The following is a 24866-nucleotide window of genomic DNA, read 5'->3' as shown; positions in this document are numbered from 1 at the left end:
ATAAATTAAATCTTCATAAGTAATTTTTTCTTTTGTTTCTAAGGTTTGATAAATTTTAAGTCAGCCCCCATCATATTTTAATGCAAAAAAAGTAAAACTTTACGCATATTAATTCCTTTCTATTTAATAATTATAATTTTCTTAATATAAGAAATATAACATTAACAGTTTTTACTTTTGTTATTTTTATTTATAATTAACATTATTTTTAACATAGCTTCACGAACAGGGCGATAAGTTTTACGATGCAATGATGTAATTCCAAATTCTTGTAATGCTAATAAATGTTTTTTGGTTCCGTACCCTTTATTATTTTTAAAATCATATTGTGGATAATCTTGATTAAATTTGAGCATTAAATTATATCTTGTTACTTTTGCTAAAATTGAAGCTGCCGCAATTGATTCTGAAAGACTATCTCCTTTAATAATTGCTTGGTGATGTCAGTTAAAATTATATCTGGTTTAATCATTAAATTATCAATTGCTTGTTGCATACCAATAATACTTTCTTGCTTAGGATTAAAATTTTCAACCATTGCAACAGAAATAATCTCAATCGTATAACTAATTGCAATAGACATAATTTCATCTGCTAATTTATTTTGTTACTTTACTCTTAATTTTTTACTATCCTTAATTTCATCGTTAACATAATTTAGCGGTAAAATAACAGCGCTAACAACTAAAGGACCTGCCAAACACCCACGGCCAGCTTCATCAGTTCTTTCCATAATTGTTGTATTAGGATATGACATTAAAATCTCTTGTTAAAATTTATTCATAATTAATTGTTCGTTTTCCAGGTGGAAACTCAAAAGACATTAAACCAAACTTATTATTTCATAAATTATTTAAAAAATCAGTAACAATATTATTAACATTATCTTCATCAACTTTATGAAAACGATTTTTTTGCATTACTAATAATAATTCAAAAAGTTTTTGTTCATCTGTTACATCAAAATTATCACTTGGTAAAAGATGATATTGCTTCACTAACAAAGAAAAATAATATTTATGCATTCATTTTATTGCAGCTAAGCAAATTTCTTCTTTTGGTAAAATATCTTCTTTGATTGACCGTATAAAAGCTAAATTTATTGCTACTTGTGGGTCATTAATTTTAGGCCATAAAATTCCCGGAGTATCAACTAAATCAATTTGATGATTTAATTTTAATCATTGTTGGCCTTTTGTTACACCTGGTTTATTGCCAACTCGAGTTGAATTTCGTTTTATTAAAGCATTAATAAAAGTAGATTTTCCAACATTAGGAATACCAATTACCATTACTTTTAGTTTTGGTGATTTAATTCCTCTATTTTGATTACGTTCAATTTTACCAGCTAAAACAAAATAAATTTTTTCAATAATTAATTTTGTAATATTGCCATGCTTACTATCCAATGGTAAAACAGCAATCTGTTGCGATTGGTAATATTTAAATCATGCCTTGATGGCAACTGGGTCCGCTAAATCTTTTTTATTTAAAATAATTAACTTTGGTTTTAAACCACGTAAGTTATCAACCAATGGGTTTGAAGAGGAAAACGGAATTCGACTATCAACAATTTCAATTATCAAATCAATTAATTTACTTTGCTCATCAATTTGTTTAATTGCCTTTGCCATATGGCCAGGAAACCAATGAATATTTGTTGTCATTTTATTTTCCTCCTTTTAATCTTTTTTTAATAATTTTTATCATTTTAAATAAAAATTATTTAACATAATCTTAAACTCATTCCAATGAAATTGCGGGAATTTTCTTCCCTTTTTTAATATCTTCTAAAAATTTAGCACATAGAAGTAAATTATCAATTATTTCACTATCAGGTAAAGATAAATTTGTTGTCATTAATTTAATAAATTCTTTAACAATTTGTTTTACTGATGATTTTGGTTGAATTTGAACACTATATGCTGTTTCTAATTTTTTTTTAATATTTTGTTAATAACAATTGGAATGCTTTAATTGCTACTATTTATGTATTATCCTCTATTTTAAATAAATTCAACATTATTATAACGATAATTTTTTTCACGGGTAAAAATATTCCTCTTCCTTTTTCAAATGTTTCATTATTATCAAATATTTTTTCTAATAAAAGTTATTTATTACTATATGGTAAACTAATAAATAATATCTTCTTATTAGCATACTTTTTTAAAAGTTTCTTAAAATTGGCTAAACACCGCTGATATTCTTTACTAGTTTTCTCTTCATGACATAATAACATTTGACAATAAATTTCTTTGCTATGATAATATTCCATTCATTTTTTTGTTTGCTCAACATCAGATTTTTGTGTATTTGAAAATAAAATTATTCTTTTCACATCATTTAATTTCACATAATTTAAAAGATTAGCACCAGAATGTGCAATTCTTGCATCAACTACTTCAATAATAACATCAGCTGTTTCAGCAAGTTTATAAACCCTCTTATTATTTTTAATAAATTTTTTGGGAATTGAAAATTTCTTATCACACATAATTATGTTTGCTCCTTGTTTTATTATTTTAATACAAATTAAAAAGACTTTATCAGTCTTTTAGGGTTATTTTGTTTTAATAATCTCTTTAATTCGAGCAGCTTTACCAGTTCGATTACGCATGTAATAAATTCTAGCACGACGAACTCGTCCATATTTTACAATTTCAATCTTATCAATTAATGGCGAATGTAAGGGGAATTTTCTTTCAACGCCAGTTCCATTACTAATTTTACAAATTGTAACTGATTCTACAATTCCGCTACCTTGTAACTTAATTACTACTCCTTCAAAAGCTTGAATTCTAAACTTATTTCCTTCCTTGATTTTATAATGTACTTTAATTGTATCTCCTGAAGAAAATTGTGGCAAATCACTACGAAGTTGATCTTTTGTAATTTCTTCTGTTAAATTCATCTTCATAACTGTTTTTTTCCTTTCTACGGTCGTTAAAACTTTTTTCGTTTTTAATTTTTTCTAAAAATATTTGTTGTTCTGTGGTTAAAATTTTTTTTTCTAAAAGGTAGGGACGTTTTAATCAAGTTTTTTTTAATGCTTCATATTCTCGTCATTGGGCAATTTTCTGATGATGACCACTTAATAAAACTTCAGGAACATAATGGCCACCATATTCAACTGGTTTTGTATAAACAGGATAATCTAATAGATTCTTAGAAAAAGAATCATTGAGATGTGATTGTGTATTAATTACATTTTCACATAAACGAGTAACACTATCAATTACAACCATACTAGCTAATTCACCGCCAGTTAAAATATAATCACCAATTGATAATTCATAATCAATATAATATAAAATTCTTTCATCAAACCCTTCATAATGCCCACAAACTAAAATTAAATCATTATCATTCGCTGCAAATTGTTGCACTTGTTCTTGCACATATTGCTTACCTTGTGGTGTTAACAAAATTGTTACACTGTCTCTTGTTTGTTGAGCTTTAATCGCCGCTACTAATGGTTCAATCATTAAAACCATTCCTTCACCACCACCATATTGGTAATCATCAACTTGATAATGTTTGCCAATGCTATAATCACGAATATTAATAATTTTAATTGCAATTAATTTTTCATAAAGTGCTTTTTTAATAATTGATGTTGTCATAAAATTATTAAACATTTCTGGAAATAAAGTTAATACTGTAAATTTTTTCATTTTAAATCACCTTTTTTAAAATAATTTCTTGTTGTTGCAGATCAACTTGTTCAACATATACATCAACATTTGGAATCATCATTAATGTACCATCTGTTGTTTTAATTTCAAAAACAATATGTGCCTTGGTTTCAAATTGATTTACTAAAATCCCAATTTTTTTTTGATTATGAAAGACTGTAAAATTAATTAAATTTTCCTGATTAATAATTTCTATATAATTCAAATCTGCTTTTTGAGCAAATAAATAGCATTCTTTAAAAGCTATTACCTCATTAATATTAGTAAACTCTTTAAATTTTAAAATATAATCTTGCTTAGTAGCAGTAATTTTAATTAATGTTACTGGCATATACATCATTTGAACTTGAATAAACATTAATTTATTAAGTAATTTATTTATATTTTTAATTTTTATTAATAAAGTTGCTTTAAGTTCACCTTTAATTGCATGGGGCTTTTTAAGTTTAAAAATTTTTAACAAAGTTTCCATCTATAAAACCTCAAACTTAATATTAACTTTATTTTTATCAACATGTGCTCTAATATTTAATAAAGTTCTTAAGCTATTAGCAATTATTCCTGCTTTACCAACAACATATCCTAACACTTCTTCATTACACATTACTAATAAATTAATTTCTCCTACATTTGTCGATGGCATTTGACGAATTTCATAATATAATTCATTATCATTTTGACAAATTAACGGATTAATTAAATTTTTAAGTTCAGTAATATACATTAATTAACACCACACTTAATTACAACTATTTTTTGACATCTGTTGTTGTCTTTGTCTTAGGTTTCTTTGTTACCTTTGCTTTTTTATCTGTTGCTGCCTTTTCTTTTGTACTCTTTGTTGTTTTAGCAACATATTTTTCATTATGCAATTTATTCATTAAGCCTTCTTTACTTAACAAATTACGAACAGTATCGGTTGGTTGTGCTCCTGTTAGTAATCATTTGTAAGCAAGATCATAATTAATTTTTACATAACCATTAATAGGATTATATGTCCCAATTAACTCAATATATTCTCCATCACGTTTGACACGAGCATCTGTTGCAACAATTCGGTAGAATGCTGCTTTCTTTTTACCTATTCTTTTTAAACGTAATTTTACCATTAATAATTTCCTTTCTAATTCTGCGTTCATGTTAAACTATAAAACTTAACATCCTTTATATAATATCTGAAATTAAAAAAGAGTCAAGTTTTTTAACTTAACACTTTATTTTTTGCTAATCATATTTTCCTTCTTCATAAAAATCATTTTTAAAAACATTTAACAATAATTGTGGGATAAAAACATCTTTTTTATGAATTTCATCCCTTTTCCACTAATTCCAAATATTTTTTCATTTACCCGTTTGTTTAATGTTTCGCCTTGAAATTTAGAATGTAACTTATTATTTAAAAAAATATATAAATATTGTAAACCAATGAATAAGATTAAAATACAAATAAAAGAAAAAGTTAAAATTAATCATCCCCATTCTTGATACACATTAAGAAAAAATAATAATATCAAGTATCGGGTGGCCTCTTATCTAAATGACGCAATGTTTGATGAATTAAAATTACAATAAAATAACAAACTAGATAAATTAAAATTAATCATAATGCTAATTTATAATGTTGTTTTAAATTATATTCAAAAGTCCTGGCTGTTAAAATATAACTAATAATCATACTAATTGAAATTACTAAGTGCAAAAAAATTGTCGATATTCAAACATATACATTTTATTGATTAGTATCTTGTGTACTTGTAAAAATTCCAAGTCAAAAAACTACCATTGTAATTGTAATATATGTTCTCACAGCTAATTTAATTAAATAACTAGGGCTTTGAATTTTAAACTTGTTTTCAAATAAATAAATGAAAAAATAAACAGCAACAATATAATTAGTTTGCTTTGTAAAAAAACAAATAATAATTTGATACTCGTTCTGCATATTCTAAATGACGAAATTAAGGTTTTGGACTAATTATTACTAACACTAAATCAGTAATTAAAAAAATAAAATTAAAAATAAAACACTTAATTGTACATAAAATAAAATTTTAGTATTTCACTTTAACATAAAAAAATTCCCTAATAATTAATATTATTTTAATATTTTGATGGTATCTTTTTACTAAAATTTTATTTCTTAAAAGAACTATTTAACATTTAAATTTTGTAATAATATTTGTGAACATTCTTGGCAAGCTAAAGAGGGAAAAACATCACCATTTGAAACAAATTTAATCCCAATTGGATTAAAAAAATTATGACAAACTCCACATTCTTTTAAACCTTGTCTCACTTGCCCTAAACACTCATCACACATATTGGCATTATTTTCTCGTAAAAAATATTGATGACATTGGATACAATTACCAACCATATTTTTAAATTGAGTTGTTTCTCATTTTGAATATTCATAAGAATCATTAGATTCAACATAACAATACACTTTTAAAATTCATTTATTATCCTTTGTATTTTTTTTTCCATTTAAATTAACTTTTGTTAACAAATATTTTCTTGCTAGTTCACTATCAGTAAAAACTTTAACAACTTTCCCTTGGTTAGGAGTATAAGCATTATCAGTGTAAAAAACAATATATAAATTTTTAATTGTATTCACTATCTTTTCATCCCTTCTGTTTTTGTATACTTTTGAAAATTTTGTGCAGCACATTTAAAACAAATTATATATTCTTTATTATTTACTAATAATTTTCCAAATAATTCGCGATTAAAATCATCTCGAACAAGACGATGTTTTTTACATAAATCACATTGAAAAGTTTCCAAACCAACTAATTCACTTTCACATTCTGAACAAAGTTGATAACGGTCTAATTTGCTTTTAACACGATTACATTGTTGACAAATCGGCAACTTTTTAATAAAGTCTTCTGTTCCTTGTTTGTTTAGTTCATAATTATCAGTTGTACTATCAAATGTAAATATTAAACAAAATGAAATTGCTTTAATAATATCTGCATTATATTTGTTATCTAAATAACAATCTTCTAACGCTCGTTCTGCATCAGTAGCTGTTTTACAAATACATCGTAAATTTTGTTCTTTACCGTTACCATCAAAGATAAAATAATAATCTCAAATCAATTTTTATTCCTCACATAGTATCATTATATCATTTTTTTATTAAACCGTTTATTAAAACGCAAAAGACCTATTAGGTCTTTATTTTATTTTCATAGTTAATCCAACTGCATGGTAAGACAAAATTATCTAACTTTTTTTTAATTAGTAAAAATTCGTAATACTTTTAATGCTAATAATCGTGTATTTTGATCAAGCTCTTTACGAATTTTGGGGTTATAAATAATTAATGATAAAAATTCATATACTTTGTATTCATTGTATGTATATAATTTGTCAATAAATTTTTTAACACTAATTTTAGTGCAACAAGTAATTTTAAAATTTTATTTCAACTTGTTTTTGAACAATCTTTTTCAATTCGACAAATAGTCGATTGTTGTAACCCTGACATTTTGGCTAATTCACATTGAGTTAATCCTTTATGAATTTGTAATTGTTTAATAACTTCGTTCATTTATATATGCTCCTTTCATATTATCATAAGTAACTAAGTTAAATATTTTATGTACCCGTATCTATGCAATGATAAAATTATAACAAAAAAAATTATAATTAAATAAAATTTTTATATGCATCAAATTAAAATAATAAGTTTCGTGGCGTACGTGGAAAGGGAATCACATCACGAATATTTGTCATTCCTGTCACATACATGATAAAACGTTCAAACCCTAAGCCAAAACCTGCACTTTTATAATAACCATATTTTCGTAAATCAATATATCATTGTAAATCTGTCGTTGGAATTTTTAGTTCATTACAACGACTAAAAATTTTATCATAATCATTTTCACGAACACTACCACCAACTAATTCTCCAATTCCTGGTACTAGTAAATCACACGCAGCAACTGTTTTATTGTCATCATTAATTTTCATATAAAATGCTTTAATTTCTTTCGGATAATTAAATAAAAAGGTTGGTTTTTTTGTTTCTATTTCACACAAATATCTTTCGTGCTCAGTTTGTAAATCCATTCCTCAAAAAATATCTGGATTTTCAAATTTTTGACCTTTTGTAACAGCTTTCTGCAAAATTTCAATTGCTTTTGTATATGATAAATGAGCAAATTCATCATTTAAAACACTTTTTAATCTTTCCAATAATTTATCATCAACATTATTATTTAAAAAGTCAAGTTCATAATGGTTGTTAATAAATAAATAAATAATAATATGCTTAATCATTTTTTCAATTAATGTCATATTTTCTTCAAGGTCAATAAAAGAAATTTCAGGCTCAATCATTCAAAATTCAGCAGCATGTCTTGTTGTATTAGAATTTTCAGCACGAAATGTTGGACCAAAAGTATAAACATTTCGAAAAGCTTGTGCAAATCCTTCAGCATGAAGTTGACCCGAAACAGTTAAACTAGCTTTTTTCCCAAAAAAATCTTCATTATAATTATTATCAGTTCTTGTTGTTACAATAAATGATTCGCCAGCACCTTCAGCATCATTTCCGGTAATGATTGGTGTATGAACATAAATAAAATTGTTTTTATTAAAAAATTCATGAATTGCAAAAGAACTACTACTACGAATTCGGAACACCGCATTAAAAGTATTTGTTTTTGCACGTAAATGAGGAATTTCACGTAAATATTCATAAGAATGCTCTTTTTTTTGTAATGGATAATCTTCACTTGCATCGTCAAGAATTTCAATTACGGATGCTTGAATTTCAAATGTTTGTTTGGCAGATGGTGTTACACAAAACTTTCCAACTACTTTAATTGCTGATGAAATTCGTAAACTACTAATTGCTAAAAAATTAGCAAGTTTCTCCGCTTTATAAACAATTTGCACATTATTAAAAAATGTTCCATCATTCATAACTAAAAAACCTAATTTACCACTACTGCGATTAGAACGAACTCACCCCAAAATTGTAACTTCACTTTGATCTTTAACTTGATCTTGATATAGTTCTAAAACTGTTGTCATATGTTTTCTCCTTTTTTCTTTTATAATTTAATTGCACTTTCTAATACTAATTATACAGTTTGGTAAAAATTATTTTTCCACTCAGCTACTGTTGTAACAGCACCAGTAATAAAGGAATTAGAAATTGTTAATAATGTTGCTGCATTTTATTTAATGCTAATGCATTTGCAAACAGAGCAAATGATTCAATTTCAACACATACTGTCTTATACTTGGCTTTAATTTTTTTCAATCATCATCATTTTTACGATAAAAAAAATCAAATGAATAAACAATTCCGGGAAAAGTTTTAATTTGTTTTTCTTTAGCAACTTCTTCAATTGTTGCAAAAAGATGTTGTAAAGAATTTAAAACATCATCTTCTATTCCTGCTACAATTCTAGCATAATTATTTTCGCCATAAGCTGCTGTTGCGTTAACAATATCATAAATCTTTAGTGCAGCATCATAACTACATGCTGAACCAATTCTAATAATATTATCAACATTATAAAATTTAAATAATTCATATGAATAAATTCCAATGCTAGGACATCCCATTCCACTTCCAGCAATTGTAATTGTTTTATTTTTATAAGTTTCGGTGTACATAAAAATATTTCGAATTTCATTAACTAATTTTATATTTTCTAGAAAATTTTCAGCAATAAAATTTGTTCGAAATGGATCTCCGGGCATTAAAACTGTTTCAGCAATTTCTTCTTGTTTAGCATTGATATGTGGTGTCATTTTCATTCCCTCTTAACATTTTCTATATTTAATTTATATTGTACTATAAAAAATAAAAAGGAACATTAGTTCCTTTAATTTTAACAATATTTTTTTAAAATTTTATTACTTTTAATCCGATTTTCTAAATATTGGTGCTCTTTATCAATAGATAAAAGCGCTTTAATTAAATTATCATTTCAATATATTGAATTATGTAAAATCAAGTGCAACAAATCTTTATTAATTAAATAATATAATAAAATTTTAAAAAATTAATCATAAATTTAAAAAAATTAAAAATATTTTAATTTTTCTTTTATTTTATCCATATTTAAACATACTAAAAAATAATTTATTAAATTTTAATTAATAAATTTATTTAATATTCTGTAAAAATACTTCTTTTGCTGTTCTTCAATTTAAACACGGTCAAAATTTATCATTTATAACATTAACTACTGAATCTATTCTTTTCTAACTAACATTAATAAAATCAATTCCCTTAGAAAATAAATATCTGAATTCACTATTCATATATTTAATTAAAGGTTTTTGTTGTGGTGAACCAACATCACAAAAATATACTTGTGTTTCAGCAAATATTTTCAATTCTATTCATTTACTAAATTCTTTACCTCTATCAGTTATTATTCCTTTAATTTTTCCAATTAAATTATTACTTATAACAATATCTTTAAACTTTTTTTCTACTTCCCTAGCAGTATGATTTTCTAATTTTATTGCAAAATATTTTTTTACTTGATTATTATACTAAAACCAAATTACTAGATTGACGGTATTTTCCAATAACAGTATCCATTTCAAATCATCCAACATTAGAAACTTTATTTTCAATGTTTCAAATTGACTTAAAATCAGTTAATTTACCACGATTATCTTTTTTTCCTTTTGTTTTAAATTTTTTACCCCTATATCGTAAATTTTCTTTTTTTAATACAAATTTGCCTAAACGAACTCATTTATAAAAAGTTTTAACACAAGCAGGAAATTTAACACTAAATTTCAAAAAATAACGATAAATTAATTGCTCAGGTGTATCACGATACTTATTAAATCTAATTTTAATAAAATTTAATTGTTCTTCTGTAAAAAAAATATTTCTTTTCTTTCTTTTTTCTTTTCTTATAATACATATTATCTGACTTATAAGCACTATATTAATCAATATTTTTAAACTTCTTAATTTACCGTAAATAGTACTACGATGTCTATTCAAATATTTAGCAATTGTAGAAATATTATGCTTACCATTCTTTTTTAAAAAAATTTTTGATAATAATAATTGTTCTAATTTAACTTTATCAATAAAACTCAAATAACTATACATAACACTTATATACCTTTCATTAACTTATAAAATTAATAATTAATACAAAATAATTGATATATAATTAATATATGATAAAATTAATTATATATAAAATAATAAAAAAAACAATATATATGAAAAAATGACTTAGCATAATAGGAGCGATCGGATTAACAGCAACAAGCACAACAACATTAATCAGTTGTAATAAAGAAAAAAATAATGAAAACGGGGCAAGTAATAATCAATAACCATCACCAGAACCATCATATAACACACAACAACAACCAGAAAATAGTAATTGAAAATTAATTGCTTTAACAAATCGCGGAAGACAATTAGAAAAAAAGAAGATAAATGATATTTTTTAATATATTCTGCTTGAAATTTACAAACTCTCTCTGCCTATAAAACTGTTTTAAAAATTAATTCCAAATGAGACGTTCTAAATTTAGCTGGTAATAAAAAATTTGATAATTATAATTTTTATCTTAAACGTGTTGAAGTAATTTATCAATGAAATGGTGATGGTGAACCAGAAATCCCAACCATTAACAAAAACACTGGTGAAATTACTGACTGAAAAGAACAAAAAGGAACTGAATAACAGTTCCTTTTTTATATTAATCGCACAAATTTCATAAAAATAATTAATAAAAAGATATTTATTATTGTACTATACAACGCAGGATTAAATTTTCATACTTCAAATATTTGACTAAAAAAACTATATACTGTCTCAAAAACCTTGCCAACACCACTCGCTAATTCGTTAAATTGTTTAACACCGAGAATAGTAGGCATACTGTAATCGAAGTGCAACAAATAAACTCCTTTCTGAGTTTATTTGTTGCACTTCGATTACAGTATGCCTTTTGGGGACTTCCTTAGCTGCTGCTATTACAGCCATTGTTTTTCCTTCTAAACTTACACAGATTAATAAATCATCTGGTTGAATTAAACTGGCACGAGTAATAATATTATTTTCATTTTCTACCAACAAACTACAAGTAAAGCCAAAACCAAATAAACGGGTAGCTAGTTCTTTTACTGCTAAAGATGAAATTCCTAAACCTGCTAAATAAATTCCTTTCACTTTTTTTAATAAAGTAACTGTGTTTAAAAACTTAACATCATCAAAAATTTGCTGATTACGCTATAGCATATCTTGATAATATAAAAAAATACTTTCTGTTTCATCTAAATACAAATTATTGGTTTCTAAACGTTCTTGTTCTACAACTAATGCAATAATAAAATCACGATAACCAATAAATCCTAACTTTTTAATTAAAGAATAAATTGGTGAATAACCGTTTCCAATCGCTTTTGATAAATCTTCAATTTTAAGATTTCGAATATTATGAATATTTTCACGAATATAGTTTGCAATTTTAATTTCTTTTTTTGTGCAAGTTCCTTGAATCATTGATAATTTTAAGATAATTGAGATATTATCCATTGTTTTAATAATCTCAACGATTATCTTGTTGAGACATTACAAAATCTTTATCAACAATATCTGATGACCAGACTTTATTAATTAAATCATCAGTAAAATACATTCAAGGTAATAATTTATTAACATAAATTTTATGATCATTTACTCGTTGATTTGGGGTTGAAATAATATGCGACAAATTTGCTAATTTAACTGCTTTTGACATATCTTTCCCGGAAATTACTACAATCGTTACTCCTTTTTCTTTTGCAATTGTTAATGCTTTGTTAACTGATTCATTATCACCAAATAATGAATAAGCTAGAATTAAATCATTTTTATTCATAATCCTAGAACGAACCATTAAGTCTTCTTCATTTTCATTTAGATTAAAAGCATTAAAACCAAAACGATATAATTCTAGCGCTAATGTTTGTGACAATGCATTTGTTGAACCCATACCAATTACAAAAATTCGATATGCTCCTTTAATTGCATTAATTGTTTGATTAACCTTCTCATTATCAATCATCGTATCATTTTGATTCAAAATATCAAAATATGTTTTCTTCATTAAACTCTCCATATTTTCAAAATCTAATGATTTAATTTCAATATCAGCAGCAATCGCAATTAAAAAGTCTCGATAACCATTAATCTGCATTTTTCGTAACAAACCATATATTGCACTATAACCAGTATTTACTTGTTGCGCTAAAACTTCAATATTCTTTGTTGTTACTTCCTTCATATTTTCTTTAATATATTTAATAATTTCATTTTCTTTTTTAGTAAAATTCTTTGAATCGAATGTTTCTAATTTTGATAAAAATGATGCCATTTTATCTAATCTCCTTTTATATTATTTTCCAGTAGTTCTTGTGCTGCTAAGCGAGCAATCATTGCAGCATTATCAGTACAATATTCTAATTTTGGAATAACTATTTTTAAATTTGGTGTTGCTAAATTTAAAATTGCTGCTCGTAATGCGCTATTAGCTGAAACTCCACCGACTAACGTAACCATTTGCGGCTGAAAATTTTGAATTGCTAATATTGTTTTTCGCATAATAATATCAACACATGTTTTTTGAAATGTCGCACAAAAATTAGACAAGTTAATTTTAGTATTACGTTGTTCTTTTGCAATTAAATTAGCTACAGCTGATTTTAATCCGCTAAAAGAAAAATTATAACTTTGATCATTTAATGGTAGTGGTAAATTATATTGTGTTGTTGTTCCTGTCGCTGCAAGCTTATCAATAACAGGTCCACCCGGATACCCTAAGTCCAGCATTCGAGCAACCTTATCATAACATTCACCAATTGCATCATCCAATGTTGAACCTAAAATTTTAAAATTCAAATGTTTTTTCATTAATATTAACTGAGTGTGGCCACCACTAACTAGCACTGCTAAAAGAGGAAATAAAAAATCATTATCGATTGCACTAGCATAGATATGACCATATAAATGGTTTAAAGGTAAAATTGGAATTTCTAAATAATTAGACAATGTTTCTGCTATTGTTTTTCCAATATGTAGTGCTCCAATTAAACCAGGTTTTGCTGTGTATGCAATGTATTGTAATTCTGTTATATGAATATTAGCTTTTTGCAAAGCTTCAAGTAGAACATAAGAAAAGTTTTTTAAATGTAACCGCGAAGCAAGTTCTAGCACAACTCCACCGTATTTTGTATGTTCCTTAATTTGTGATGAAATAATATTTGCTAAAATTTTTCGATTCTTAAAAATAGCAATACTAGTTTCGTCACAGCTTGTCTCAATTGCAAGAATTACCATTTCATTCACCTCCTCATTATTATATAATAATTTTTCCTTAAAAAATACTAAGAAAGAAACAAGTAACAAAAATATACAAAAAAATAATAGATTTATCTATTATTTTTTAATTTTTGTATATTTAATAAAATTACCCTAAATAACCTTGTTATCCTTCATTACTTTTTCAATCCCTGCAATTGCAGCGTCTTCATCAGAACCACTTGCAACAATTTTTACTTCTGCACCTTGATGAATTCCCAATGCAATAATAGTCATGATTGATTTTAAGTTACCATTTTTTCCTCCTGAGAAAATAGTAATATCTGATTGGTATTTTCCTGCTTCTCCCACAATTAATGCCGCTGGGCGTGCATGCATTCCAACAGGATCAGCGATAACAGCTTTAAATGATGCCATTAAATTTCCTCCTTTAAAAATATACTAGCTCATTATATCAAAAAAACAAAAATAAGTATATTATCCCTTAACAATTTTTTATGTTTTTAAATAAAAATTTCAATTATTTGGTATTGTTATTTTCTTTTATGATTCCACTTTTTTAATTGCTTGACTATCTACTGAAATAATCTTGACATTATAAGGATGCGGAAAAACAATTTGGACATTTTGTGCAATAATTTTAACAACAACTCCAATTCCAAATAATTCATGACTAACCGTATCATTTACTTTTCATAGATTAGTTTTAAAAGTTGATTCAATGTTTTTATTAAGATTAAAGACAGTTCGTGATTGTTTTTCACTTTTATTATTATAAGAAATAGTAATTGACTTTGGCTTACTAAACAATCTTTCGCTATTAACTTTTTCATAAAAATCGTTATCTAACTCTTTAATAAATCGTGATTCAAAGCGTTCATTACCTGTAATATATGAATAACCATCAGCATAACTAATAAACAATAATTCTTCTGATCTTGTAATGGCAACGTATAAGGCTCGACGCTCTTCTTCTAATTGTTCAGTTCCCATCTTAATAGCTTGTGTCGTTGGAAAGATTCCTTCATTTAAGCCAACAATAAAAACAACCTTTTTTTCTAATCCCTTTGCATTATGAATTGTCATTAAAGAAATAGTATTATCAGTTAAATTATCACTATCAGTTTGTAATGAAATTAATTGTAAATATTCACTTAATAATTCTGTTCCTGCTAATTCCTTATTTTGCTGATCAAATTTACCAATTGAGGCAATTAATTCTAAAATATTTTCTTCTCGTTCTTCTTCATAGTTATCTCGTAAACGCTGCAAATAACCTGTTTTATCTAAGAGAAGAACTAATAAACTTTCAATTGATTTAACAGTTGGTAATTGTGCTAATGCTAGGACAATTGCTTCTCGCACTTTATTTAAACTATGTTGAAGATTTAATGGTAATAAATCAAAATGTTGCTCTAGTAATGTTGTAAACATTATTTGTTGATCTTTTAATATTTGCATAATTTGTTCAAATGTTTTTGGACCAATTTTTGGAATTAACAACAAAATCCGTTCAATGGCTAAAAAATCATTATTCATAATTATTTTTAAAAAAGCAAGTGCATCTTTAATTTCTTTTCGTTCATAAAATTTAAAAGCCCCAAAAATACGATATGAAATACCATAATCAGCAAGGGCCGTTTCTAAATCACGTGATAAGTAATTGGCACGATATAAAATTAAAATATCATTATAATCATAATTTTCTTCTTTAATTAAAGTTTTAATTTTACGAGCTACAAAATCACTTTCATCACTACTATTAGCACCGTGATATAAAATTGGTAATTGCCCTGAAGCTTTGATAGTAAATAAATTTTTTTCAATCCGATTTTTATTATGAATAATCAAATTATTAGCTAATGATAAAATGCTTTGTGTTGACCGATAGTTTTCATTTAAAACAATTGTTTGTGTATGCGGAAAATATTTATCAAAATTTAAAATTAAATTAATTTTTGCTCCCCGTCACGAATAAATTGTTTGATCAGGGTCCCCAACAATAGTAATATTGCTATTATCACCGACTAATCATTTAATAATATCAAATTGTAATTCATTGGTATCTTGAAATTCATCAACTAAAAAATAATCAAAACGATTTTGTCATTTTTTTAATACTTCCCCATTATTTTTAAATAACTTATATGTTAATAAAATTAAATCATTAAAATCAACGCTATTTATTTCTCGTAAACGTTTTTCATAAGTGTCATAAACTTCTGCTCATCGCATTTCATCACCATTTACTGATGTTTTTGCGCTATTAGGGCTAATAAAGTCATTTTTTAATTTCGAAATAAAATTCTTCACCATTTTTGCTTCTTGTGCGTCATATTTCATAGGTAATCTTTTATAAATATTACGAATGATACTATCTTGGTCTGCCATATCAATAATATTAAAATAACGATCATAATTTAAATGAATAATATCTTCTCGTAAAATACGAACACATAGGGCATGATAAGTTGCAATCATACAACGCTGGCCACTATTTCCAATCATCTCAACAATACGGGTTCTCATTTCATTAGTAGCTTTATTAGTAAATGTAACAGCACAAATGCGTCATGGTTGCAAATTAGCATATTTAATTAAATATGCAATTTTATTAGTAATAACGCGTGTTTTACCACTTCCAGCTCCAGCAATAATTCGCACTGGTCCAGTAATTCTTAAAACAGCTTCACGTTGATTTGGATTTAAACTTTCAATAAATTCATTGACCATGATATTCTGCCTTTCTTTACAAACAATTACATTTTACCCTATAATTCATCAATTTCTTTTAAAATTTCATCAGAAATATTTCCCGGTTGGTTTTCTTGTAAATGAATATGTTTTGTTTTTCTTGTTATTAATTCTTTTGGTATTGTTGGTGTTTTTTTAGGAATTGGTTTTTTATTGACAATAAATAAATGAAAATGACGATCAAATAAAATTTGATGATTTGGATTTAACACTAAACCAAAAATTAAACCAAGGTATCATAAAAAATAAATTGTTGTGATAGTTCGAATAATAATTAATGCAATTGGATTTTTATTAGTTGTTCGAAACAAATTACTTAAACTAACTTCAAAAATTAAATTTAAACTTAAATTTGTCAATAAAACAACAAATCAAGGTAAAAATGTAATAAATAATTCACGGGTAAAAATAACTGCTAACTTTAATTTTGCCTCACTCGTAACTAATTTAATTTGAAAACAAAATTTTCCAATTGTTTTACCATCTCAAAAATAAGGAATAAAAACAAAATAAAGAAAGAAAAGAACAAAAGTAACAGCAATAACTAAAATAGGCGCTCAAATTGTTCGAGCTTGATCTCAATACTTCATCGTTAAAGTTAATACTAGGGGAATTAAACTCGCTAAAATAATATCAAATAAACGAACAAAAATCACACGAACTGGACGCGCTAATTGATGAAGCTGATATTCTTCTTCTGGTTTTGACATCATCGTAGCAGCTGAATTTTTATTGTTTGCTAATTCTTGCATTATTTATTTTGTATTTTCCAGTTTTCAATGTTTAATAAAACCTTTAATATCAGCAACAATCATTTTAAATTGTGGTTCTTTTACATTTTTAAGATATTTATTTTTCATAAAACTTTTATAACGACGTTCTAATTTATTTTCGGCACTATGGATAGCTTTAATTGATAATCTTTTATTGTTTTGTAAACTAACAATTTCTAAAAATGTTACTAAGCAAAATCGAATAAAAGCATACTCTAATTCTTCTTGATATTCACGATATAAATTTAAATCACGATATAAATTAAAAATATAAATTCATTGTTTAATTAAATCAAAAACACTATAATTGACAATTCCTAATTCATAATCAACTAGCACATCTTTAATTGCAACATATTCCCCAGTATAAACTAATGCGTTATAAATAAAGAAAGTATCAGTACGACGATAATTAAGTAATGTAATATTTTTTTGTAAAATAAGGTTTCGACGAAATATCTTTGTAAAAAGTGAACAATTAACATATGCTAACACTTCTTTATTAGTTTTAGGCGACAGTAAAACATTACATTTATTTCAAATTTCACTTTTTTCTTTTGAATTCGTATAATGTAACCGAAATTCAAGCATATCAACTTTTTTATGTTCAACTTGATATGCTTCAACTTTTTCTTTTAAAACTGCAACTGCTGTTTTATGAATTGTCTGTCCTTCATCAACAATCATAAAAAAATCTCCTTGTGCAATTGAAATAGCAGTATTAATACCATATGAAAAGCCTTGACTTCGTAAATTTGTAATTACTTGAATTTGTTTACCAATATTATTATAAAAGCATTCATTCATAAATTCTAAGAGTGGTGATTTTGGTTGGAATCCACTATCATCAATTAAAACAATTTCATAATCGTCACTTGTTTGTTCCTTAATTGAAAGTAAAGTCTTCATTAATTTTGTCTGATTATTTTGTACTACAATAAGAAATGATAAAAACATTCTAATCCCCTCTCTCAATCAATTCTTGCCATAATTATAACATTTTATATCTTTTTAGCATAATTATTATATTATAAAAGTAAAATAATTTACAAGTTTAAAAAGAAGTGTTCATCAAATGACAAATGAAACATTACAAAAAATTTTGCAAAAAAGAAATTACAACTGATGATAAAATAATATTTTTAACAATTTTTGATGTCTTGAGCACATTATTTACTAATGAAAATCAGCTTTCAACTTTAACAAGTGGCTATAATATTAATCATTATCAACAAGTTTGATTTCCTAATATTATTTTTCTCACCCAAAAAGCATTAGCAATTAAAGGGATATGCAAATTATATGTCAAATGACTGAAATTATATTTTTTATTTTAATGACACAAATAATAAGACAAAACAACAAAAATTAGGCGAAAAAAATAGAACGTTAAACACAATTAATTACTTTTTCAAAATTAAATGAAAAAAAATTAAGTATTGGCTATCATTTTGTTGGTGTTTTTACATTTATTATCTTTCTTGATAAAGATTACAAAACAATTATTTATCAAAAAACTAAAAATAGTTATCAACTTAATAAATAATTTAAAAAACTATGCTTTCTTAGTATGGTTTTTTAAAATTGATAATTATTATTTTTATTTGCTTTTGCTTCTAATCGTTGTTTTCTAATTAATTCTCGAGTCATTTTTTTTAACTCAGACATAATCAAACGGATTTCGTTTTCCTTCTCCAGCTTTAATATGTTTGACAAAAATATTAATTTTTCAAACTAAATTTATTTGTTTAAATCGCATAATAGCTCCCTTCATGTTAAACATAAAGCCCTACTCATTTATGGTACACAATAATTACCAATTTTTCAATTCATTCACCAGAAAATTAAAAAACGAGTCAAATACTTTATTAAGTATTTCTTAAGATTATTATTTTTAAAAATAATTAAGTTAAAACTTCATATCCAGTCGGAGTAATTAAAATTGTATCTTCAAAATGGGCACTACATAAATGTAACGCTGACACTGGTGTTGAATTATCATCTAACATTTTAATTGCTTTAGTACCAATTTGAACCATTGGTTCAATACAAATTGTCATTCCAGCTTGTAAGCGCATTCCTTTCCCCCCTGTTCCAACATTAGGAATCATCGGTTCTTCATGTAATTCACGCCCAATTCCATGACCAGTAAATTCAGTTGGTATGAAAAAACCTTCTCCTTCAACATATGTTTGAATTGTTTCACCAATATCACCAATTCGTACTCCTGGTTTTAAAATTGCGATTGCTTTTGCTAGTGCTGTTTCAGTGACAGTTAATAACTTCACATGTTCTGTTGTGCGCGGTTTTCCAACAATTACAGTAAAAGCGCCATCACTATTATAACCTTCATATGAACAACCCGCATCAACAGAAACAAGGTCACCTTCCACAAATGGCGTATGATTTGGAATTCCATGCACTAAAACTTCATTTAAAGAAACACAAATAGTAGCGGGAAAATCATATAAACCTTTAAAATTTGGTTGGCAATTATTTGCTCTAATAATTTCTTCTGCGCGTTGATTAAGCATAACGCCTGTTACTCCTGGTTTAATCATCGCTTTTAATTCTTGATGAATTTGTTTTAATGTTAAACAAGCTTTGCGCATATATTCAATTTCTTTATCTGTTTTAATTGTAATCATAGTTAAATTCCTTTCAGATTTTATTTTATCATAAAAAGAAAAAAACTAACGACACAACAGTTAGTTTTTTGGTTATACTAATTCAATAATCACCATCGGAGCATTATCTCCTTTACGATTATCTAATTTTAAAATGCGTATATAACCACCATTACGAATTTTATATTTTTTGGCAATGCCATTAAATAATTTTTGTAATGCGGTTTCCTTTTCATTTGCATCAATATCACGTAAAAAACTAGCAGCACGACGACGAGCATGTAAATTTTGTCGTTTTCCTAGTGTCACTAATTTTTCAACATGACGGCGTAATTCTTTGGCGCGTGTTTCTGTTATTTCTAACCGTTCATTAATAATTAATTCGGTTGCTAAATTACGCATTAAGCCATTTCTTCATGCAGTATTTTTTCCTCTTTTTTGTTGGTATGACATCCTTTTTCACCTCTCTTAATCACGTCGAAAGTGTAAACCTAATTGGGCCACTTTGTCTTTAATTTCTGTTAATGATTTTTTCCCTAAGTTTCTAATTTCTTGAATTTCATCTTCTGATTTTGAAACTAAATCACGTAAAGTATCAATTTTTGCTCTTTTTAAGCAATTTTGTGAACGTTGCGTAAACTCTAGTTCATCAATGCTACGATCTAATTCATCTTCTTCCGCTTCTGCTTCAGATGAAATAATTTGGGTTGCTTTAATTGCTTCATTCAAGTTAACAAAGAATTCTAAATGCTCAGTAATAACTTTTGCTGCCATTGCAACAGCGTTAACTGGCGTAATTGAACTATCAGTTTGAATTTCTAATTCTAATTTTTCTAAGTCAGCATTTTTCCCAACCTTTGTTGGTTCAACATTATATGCCACACGCTGAATTGGACAATAATTTGAATCAATTACAATTAAATCAGCATATTTTTTTTCTTTTTTATTATCTGTAAATGATTTATACCCACGTGAATTACGAGCATGTAGCTCCAAGTCTAATTCTCCACCTTTAGCAATTGTTGCTAATAATAAATCACCATTGATAACTTCTACTCCAGTTGGGACAACTAAATCTCTTGCATAAATTTCTCCTTCTTTTGAAGAAAATACTTTTAAAATTACTGATTCTCCATCTGGAATAATATCTTGATTAATTTTTAATACTAAATTTTTAATATTTAAAATTATTTTTGTAACATGTTCAACAACACCGGGAATAGCAGTAAATTCATGAGAGGAACCTTTAATTCGAACAGCAAAAACAGCGGCTCCTGGTGTTGCTGATAGTAATGTTCGACGTATGGCATTTCCTAATGTAACACCAAATCCTCGTTCTAACGGTTCAACTAAAAATTTTCCGTAATTATTGGCTTTATCTTCTGCTTGTAATTTAAATTCTGGTCTAATAAATTGTTTCATCGCCTAATCTTTCTCCTATCCTCTTGGTCTTTTTGGTGGACGTGCCCCATTGTGAGGAATTGGCGTTACATCTTTAATTGAAGTGATTTCTAATCCAATTGCTTGAATGCTCCGTACCGCAGCATCACGCCCTGGGCCTGGGCCTTTTACTTCAACTTGAACACTACTCATTCCGTGTTCTTGGCTTGCTTTTCCAGCTGCTTCAGCAACCATTTGGGCGGCATAAGGAGTTGACTTCTTACTTCCTTTAAAACCCATTGCTCCTGCTGATGCTCATGAAATTACATTACCCGCTTCATCAGAAAGGGTAACAATTGTATTATTGAAAGTTGAATGAACATGTGCAATTCCTTTTAGGATATTTTTTTTAATTTTTTTCTTATTCGTTTTTTTTCTAACAACCATAATTGTTCTCCTTATCTACTATTTTTTCTTATTAGCAACTGTTTTACGTGGTCCTTTAACTGTTCGTGCATTTTGCTTTGACGACTGTCCGCGTGTTGGCAAACTTTTACGATGACGCATTCCACGATAACTTCCAATTTCCATTAAACGTTTAATATTCAAGGCAACTTCACGTCGTAAGTCTCCTTCGGTTTTTAATTTGGCAATTTCATTTCTAATTGTTGTTAATTCATCTTCTGATAAATCTTTCACACGAATATCTTCTGATATTTTTGCTTCTTTTAAAATTTGTTGTGATTGTGGTTTTCCAATTCCATAAATATATGTTAATGCAATTACTACGCGCTTATCATTTGGAATATCTACTCCGCCAATACGTGCCATATTCTTTTCCTCCCTTTTTAACCTTGTCGTTGTTTATGTTTTGGCTGTGAACAAATTATCATCACACGCTTTTTTCTTTTAATTACACGACATTTGTCGCAGATTTTTTTAACTGATGATCTTACTTTCATCGTGTATTCTCCTTTACCAAAATTTTTGTTATTTTGTTTATTTATGTCTAAAAACAATACGCCCACGTTCTAAGTCATAAGGTGACATTTCAACAACTACTGTATCGCCGGGTAAAATGCGAATGTAATTCATCCGAATTTTACCCGAAACGTGAGCTAAAATAGTTGCACCATTTTTTAATTGCACCTTAAACATTGTATTTGGTAATACTTCTAAAATTGTTCCTTGTACTTCTAATAAATCAGTTTTGGCCATTTTATATCTATTACCTCCAATCTCCGTTATTTTAAAACTGCCATAATTTGGTCTCAGACAGCATTTCCTTCCATATCAGCATCAATAACGGTTAATACTTGCTGATTTAAATAATATTCAATTAGCGGTGCAGTATCAGCATGATATGCCGCTAATCTAATTTTAATTTTTTCTTCATTATCATCTTTACGTTGTACTAATGGCGTTTGATCATCATCACAAACTCATGACACTTTTGGGGGCAATGCTGTTTTATGATATGTTCGTCCACAAGTTGAACAAGTTAAACGTTCCGTAATTCGTTCGATTAACTTTGCTTCATCAATTTCAAAATATAATGTATGATCAACCTTACTATTTAGTTTTTGCAATAATTGATCTAATTTTTTTGCTTGCGCAATTGTGCGCGGAAAACCATCTCAAATTAAATCACCAGTTACTGTTTGTAAATGATTTTCAACCATTTGAATCATAATATCATCAGGAACTAATTTTCCCTGGTCAGCATACTGTTGGCACAAAATACCTAATGATGTATTTTGCTTAGTATTATCACGAATAATATTACCGGTTGAAATATGCGTAAAACCAAACTTTTTAACTAAATGGTCTGATTGGGTTCCTTTTCCACTACCAGGAGCTCCTAACAAAATAAAATTTCGCATTAACTTTCCTCTGGCTTTCTATCATAAATATGAATCTTTAGTATCATCCGTTAATTGTTGCGACTTTTTATCAATAAATGCTTGTTGCGTAATTCGTCCTTTAACTTGACGCATTGTTTCTAATGCGACTGATACCATAATAATTAATCCTGTTCCTCCAATTGCTAATGCACTTGGTAAAGCTGTTAATTTACTAATTACATAAGGTAAAATTGCAATTGCAGCCAAAAATACTGACCCTAAAATACTTAAACGGTTAATTGTTCCCTTAATGTATTTTTCAGTTTCTTTCCCAGGGCGAACACCAGGAATAAAAGTTCCGGCCTTTTGAAAATTCTCAGCAATTTTTTCAGGATTCATTTGTACTTGTGAATATAAGAAAGTAAATAAAATTGTTAAAATCGCATAAATAATAATTCCTGGTCATGTACTAAACGATAAATAATTATTGGTAAATTCCACAAAACCATTATTTGGATTACTTACACTAATAATCTGTGCAACAGTAATTGGGGCTGAAATTAATGCTGAGGCAAAAATTACGGGAATAACTCCAGCGGAATTAATTTTTAATGGTAAGAAGGGACGGGTTTCTTCATTTCCAGTTACAAAACCACTTCCTGTTTGCTGAATTGGCAATTTCCGTTCTGATTCATTTAACATTACAACAAATAAAACCACTAATAAGAACATTACAACATACACTAAGAATTTTAAAATTCCATCAAATAATAAGTTAATGTCTTCTTGTCCTGAAATTCAGAATTTAAAAGTTGTTTGTAAATTATTTGGTAATTGCGCAATAATTCCGGCAAAAATAATTAATGAGACCCCATTACCAATCCCTCTAATTGTCATTTGATCTGCTAATCAAAGCATTAACATTGTTCCTGCAATTAAGGCGGTTGGAACTAATGTATAATAAAAGATTGGACTTCCCGTTCCAAAATCAGATGAATCTCATTTTGGAGAAATAATGCCTTGGTTTGCCATAGTAAAAATTGTCGCAATTCCTTGCATAATTGCAAATGGAATTGTTAATCACTTTGTTAAGCGATCTAATTTTTTCCGCCCACGTTCTCCACTTTTAGCTCAGCGTGATAAAGGCGGAATTACATCAGTTGATAATAACTGTACAATAATTGAAGCAGTAATATATGGTGATACTCCTAAAGCTAAAATTGAAAACTTTCCAAGCGTTCCTCCTCCTAACATTGAAATCAAACTAAAGAACTGATCATTGTTTGATAAATCTTGAAAGTTAGATGAAATTTTTACGCCTGGGACTGTTAAATAACTACATAAACGAATTAAAACTAAAATTAATAAAGTAAAACAAATTCGTTTAATCAAATCTTTATTTTTAACAAAAAAGTTTGATGATTTAACAATGTCAACCTCGCGATTATGGCGAGTCATTTTTCTTTTT

General features: G+C 27.0%; 36 protein-coding genes and 3 pseudogenes. 4 read left to right on the top strand and 35 right to left on the bottom strand.

Features of this window, described 5'->3' with window-relative positions:
- Positions 1–161 precede the first annotated feature (161 nt).
- The 11 genes from SKUN_RS10190 to rpsP all read right to left on the bottom strand — a co-directional run bounded on the left by SKUN_RS10190 (position 162) and on the right by rpsP (position 4807).
- A complete protein-coding gene (locus SKUN_RS10190; protein ID WP_235511366.1) occupies positions 162–383 on the bottom strand; it encodes a ribonuclease H family protein in 222 nt (73 codons plus the stop codon).
- Complete coding sequence (locus tag SKUN_RS10185; protein WP_235511252.1) at positions 380–583, bottom strand: hypothetical protein; 204 nt, start codon at positions 581–583, stop codon at positions 380–382. The genes SKUN_RS10190 and SKUN_RS10185 overlap by 4 nt, the downstream gene beginning before the upstream one ends.
- 24 nt (positions 584–607) lie before the next feature.
- Positions 608–757, bottom strand: a complete 150-nt coding sequence (locus tag SKUN_RS10180) for a hypothetical protein (protein WP_235511251.1) — start codon at positions 755–757, stop codon at positions 608–610.
- Between the two features lie 19 nt (positions 758–776).
- Complete coding sequence (gene ylqF / locus SKUN_RS01360; RefSeq protein WP_053390547.1) at positions 777–1667, bottom strand: ribosome biogenesis GTPase YlqF; 891 nt, start codon at positions 1665–1667, stop codon at positions 777–779.
- A gap of 70 nt (positions 1668–1737) precedes the next feature.
- Entirely contained in the window at positions 1738–1860 is a 123-nt protein-coding gene (locus SKUN_RS11160; protein WP_268794851.1) for a hypothetical protein, read from the bottom strand.
- Positions 1861–2113: 253 nt separating this feature from the next.
- Complete coding sequence (locus tag SKUN_RS10175) at positions 2114–2497, bottom strand: P-loop NTPase family protein (RefSeq protein WP_235511250.1); 384 nt, start codon at positions 2495–2497, stop codon at positions 2114–2116.
- Between the two features lie 66 nt (positions 2498–2563).
- Positions 2564–2920, bottom strand: a complete 357-nt coding sequence (rplS, locus tag SKUN_RS01350; protein WP_053390546.1) for a 50S ribosomal protein L19 — start codon at positions 2918–2920, stop codon at positions 2564–2566.
- Positions 2874–3677, bottom strand: coding sequence for a tRNA (guanosine(37)-N1)-methyltransferase TrmD (gene trmD, locus SKUN_RS01345; RefSeq protein ID WP_235511248.1), 804 nt, complete (start codon positions 3675–3677; stop codon positions 2874–2876). The genes rplS and trmD overlap by 47 nt, the downstream gene beginning before the upstream one ends.
- Position 3678: 1 nt before the next feature.
- On the bottom strand, positions 3679–4170 hold the full coding sequence (locus SKUN_RS01340) for a ribosome maturation factor RimM (RefSeq protein ID WP_053390545.1): 492 nt from the start codon (positions 4168–4170) through the stop codon (positions 3679–3681).
- A complete protein-coding gene (locus SKUN_RS01335; protein ID WP_053390544.1) occupies positions 4171–4422 on the bottom strand; it encodes a KH domain-containing protein in 252 nt (83 codons plus the stop codon). It lies immediately after the preceding gene.
- 25 nt (positions 4423–4447) lie between these two features.
- Entirely contained in the window at positions 4448–4807 is a 360-nt protein-coding gene (gene rpsP / locus SKUN_RS01330; protein ID WP_053390543.1) for a 30S ribosomal protein S16, read from the bottom strand.
- A 316-nt stretch (positions 4808–5123) separates the two neighbouring features.
- Between rpsP and SKUN_RS09055 the strand changes: the two genes are divergently transcribed.
- Entirely contained in the window at positions 5124–5270 is a 147-nt protein-coding gene (locus tag SKUN_RS09055) for a hypothetical protein (protein ID WP_158500732.1), read from the top strand.
- A 577-nt stretch (positions 5271–5847) separates the two neighbouring features.
- Here SKUN_RS09055 and SKUN_RS01320 read toward each other — a convergent pair.
- The 6 genes and pseudogenes from SKUN_RS01320 to SKUN_RS08180 all read right to left on the bottom strand — a co-directional run bounded on the left by SKUN_RS01320 (position 5848) and on the right by SKUN_RS08180 (position 10812).
- The gene (locus tag SKUN_RS01320; protein ID WP_053390542.1) at positions 5848–6318 is read right to left on the bottom strand and encodes a hypothetical protein; all 471 of its coding nucleotides are present in this window, start codon (positions 6316–6318) and stop codon (positions 5848–5850) included.
- A complete protein-coding gene (locus SKUN_RS01315) occupies positions 6318–6806 on the bottom strand; it encodes a hypothetical protein (RefSeq protein WP_053390541.1) in 489 nt (162 codons plus the stop codon). The genes SKUN_RS01320 and SKUN_RS01315 overlap by 1 nt, the downstream gene beginning before the upstream one ends.
- Before the next feature lie 223 nt (positions 6807–7029).
- A complete protein-coding gene (locus SKUN_RS01310; RefSeq protein ID WP_235511247.1) occupies positions 7030–7260 on the bottom strand; it encodes a helix-turn-helix transcriptional regulator in 231 nt (76 codons plus the stop codon).
- A 125-nt stretch (positions 7261–7385) separates the two neighbouring features.
- Complete coding sequence (asnS, locus tag SKUN_RS01305; RefSeq protein ID WP_053390540.1) at positions 7386–8753, bottom strand: asparagine--tRNA ligase; 1368 nt, start codon at positions 8751–8753, stop codon at positions 7386–7388.
- Positions 8754–8803: 50 nt separating this feature from the next.
- Positions 8804–9482: pseudogene (locus SKUN_RS01300) on the bottom strand (phosphorylase family protein).
- 357 nt (positions 9483–9839) lie between these two features.
- Positions 9840–10812: pseudogene (locus SKUN_RS08180) on the bottom strand (IS30 family transposase).
- Positions 10813–10928: 116 nt separating this feature from the next.
- On the opposite strand from SKUN_RS08180, the gene SKUN_RS09050 reads away from it, so the two are divergent.
- Positions 10929–11045, top strand: a complete 117-nt coding sequence (locus SKUN_RS09050) for a lipoprotein (protein WP_158500731.1) — start codon at positions 10929–10931, stop codon at positions 11043–11045.
- Positions 11046–11095: 50 nt separating this feature from the next.
- Positions 11096–11401, top strand: coding sequence for a spiroplasma phage ORF1-like family protein (locus SKUN_RS01290; protein ID WP_053390538.1), 306 nt, complete (start codon positions 11096–11098; stop codon positions 11399–11401).
- Between the two features lie 11 nt (positions 11402–11412).
- Here the strand turns inward: SKUN_RS01290 and SKUN_RS01285 are convergent.
- The 9 genes and pseudogenes from SKUN_RS01285 to SKUN_RS01250 all read right to left on the bottom strand — a co-directional run.
- Positions 11413–11589: pseudogene (locus SKUN_RS01285) on the bottom strand (spiroplasma phage ORF1-like family protein); the annotation flags it as partial.
- Entirely contained in the window at positions 11576–11890 is a 315-nt protein-coding gene (locus tag SKUN_RS10170; protein ID WP_235511244.1) for an SIS domain-containing protein, read from the bottom strand. The pseudogene SKUN_RS01285 and the gene SKUN_RS10170, both read right to left, overlap by 14 nt.
- A gap of 60 nt (positions 11891–11950) precedes the next feature.
- Complete coding sequence (locus SKUN_RS10165) at positions 11951–12256, bottom strand: MurR/RpiR family transcriptional regulator (protein ID WP_235511243.1); 306 nt, start codon at positions 12254–12256, stop codon at positions 11951–11953.
- Positions 12257–12260: 4 nt separating this feature from the next.
- A complete protein-coding gene (locus SKUN_RS01275; RefSeq protein WP_053390536.1) occupies positions 12261–13076 on the bottom strand; it encodes a MurR/RpiR family transcriptional regulator in 816 nt (271 codons plus the stop codon).
- Between the two features lie 5 nt (positions 13077–13081).
- Complete coding sequence (tsaD, locus tag SKUN_RS01270) at positions 13082–14038, bottom strand: tRNA (adenosine(37)-N6)-threonylcarbamoyltransferase complex transferase subunit TsaD (RefSeq protein ID WP_053390535.1); 957 nt, start codon at positions 14036–14038, stop codon at positions 13082–13084.
- A 135-nt stretch (positions 14039–14173) separates the two neighbouring features.
- On the bottom strand, positions 14174–14437 hold the full coding sequence (locus SKUN_RS01265; RefSeq protein ID WP_053390534.1) for an HPr family phosphocarrier protein: 264 nt from the start codon (positions 14435–14437) through the stop codon (positions 14174–14176).
- 126 nt (positions 14438–14563) lie between these two features.
- Positions 14564–16753: an ATP-dependent helicase gene (locus tag SKUN_RS01260; protein ID WP_053390533.1), complete on the bottom strand. Its 2190-nt coding sequence runs from the start codon at positions 16751–16753 to the stop codon at positions 14564–14566.
- A gap of 38 nt (positions 16754–16791) precedes the next feature.
- Positions 16792–17526 (bottom strand): RDD family protein, encoded by a 735-nt coding sequence (locus SKUN_RS01255; RefSeq protein ID WP_235511242.1) that lies wholly within the window; start codon positions 17524–17526, stop codon positions 16792–16794.
- 3 nt (positions 17527–17529) lie between these two features.
- Positions 17530–18504 (bottom strand): glycosyltransferase family 2 protein, encoded by a 975-nt coding sequence (locus tag SKUN_RS01250; RefSeq protein WP_053390531.1) that lies wholly within the window; start codon positions 18502–18504, stop codon positions 17530–17532.
- Positions 18505–18946: 442 nt separating this feature from the next.
- On the opposite strand from SKUN_RS01250, the gene SKUN_RS10160 reads away from it, so the two are divergent.
- A complete protein-coding gene (locus tag SKUN_RS10160; RefSeq protein ID WP_327196282.1) occupies positions 18947–19093 on the top strand; it encodes a hypothetical protein in 147 nt (48 codons plus the stop codon).
- A 358-nt stretch (positions 19094–19451) separates the two neighbouring features.
- Here SKUN_RS10160 and map read toward each other — a convergent pair whose 3' ends face one another.
- The 9 genes from map to secY form a co-directional block, all read right to left on the bottom strand.
- Entirely contained in the window at positions 19452–20195 is a 744-nt protein-coding gene (gene map / locus SKUN_RS01235; RefSeq protein WP_053390530.1) for a type I methionyl aminopeptidase, read from the bottom strand.
- Positions 20196–20267: 72 nt separating this feature from the next.
- Positions 20268–20627, bottom strand: coding sequence for a 50S ribosomal protein L17 (gene rplQ / locus SKUN_RS01230; protein ID WP_053390529.1), 360 nt, complete (start codon positions 20625–20627; stop codon positions 20268–20270).
- Positions 20628–20642: 15 nt separating this feature from the next.
- On the bottom strand, positions 20643–21596 hold the full coding sequence (locus SKUN_RS01225) for a DNA-directed RNA polymerase subunit alpha (protein ID WP_053390528.1): 954 nt from the start codon (positions 21594–21596) through the stop codon (positions 20643–20645).
- Between the two features lie 15 nt (positions 21597–21611).
- Positions 21612–22001: a 30S ribosomal protein S11 gene (gene rpsK, locus SKUN_RS01220; RefSeq protein WP_053390527.1), complete on the bottom strand. Its 390-nt coding sequence runs from the start codon at positions 21999–22001 to the stop codon at positions 21612–21614.
- A gap of 18 nt (positions 22002–22019) precedes the next feature.
- Positions 22020–22385, bottom strand: coding sequence for a 30S ribosomal protein S13 (gene rpsM / locus SKUN_RS01215; RefSeq protein ID WP_053390526.1), 366 nt, complete (start codon positions 22383–22385; stop codon positions 22020–22022).
- Positions 22386–22402: 17 nt separating this feature from the next.
- Positions 22403–22516 (bottom strand): 50S ribosomal protein L36, encoded by a 114-nt coding sequence (gene rpmJ / locus SKUN_RS01210; RefSeq protein WP_053390525.1) that lies wholly within the window; start codon positions 22514–22516, stop codon positions 22403–22405.
- A 37-nt stretch (positions 22517–22553) separates the two neighbouring features.
- A complete protein-coding gene (infA, locus tag SKUN_RS01205; protein WP_053390524.1) occupies positions 22554–22772 on the bottom strand; it encodes a translation initiation factor IF-1 in 219 nt (72 codons plus the stop codon).
- A 26-nt stretch (positions 22773–22798) separates the two neighbouring features.
- Positions 22799–23437, bottom strand: a complete 639-nt coding sequence (locus tag SKUN_RS01200) for an adenylate kinase (protein ID WP_053390523.1) — start codon at positions 23435–23437, stop codon at positions 22799–22801.
- An 18-nt stretch (positions 23438–23455) separates the two neighbouring features.
- Positions 23456–24856 (bottom strand): preprotein translocase subunit SecY, encoded by a 1401-nt coding sequence (gene secY, locus SKUN_RS01195; RefSeq protein WP_408640740.1) that lies wholly within the window; start codon positions 24854–24856, stop codon positions 23456–23458.
- Between the last annotated feature and the right edge of the window lie 10 nt (positions 24857–24866).

It is taken from the genome of Spiroplasma kunkelii CR2-3x (assembly GCF_001274875.1).
Classification (GTDB): Bacteria; Bacillota_I; Bacilli_A; order Mycoplasmatales; family Mycoplasmataceae; genus Spiroplasma; species Spiroplasma kunkelii.
Note: the sequence above shows the minus strand (reverse complement) of the source record. Positions and strands in the feature narration are given on the sequence as shown.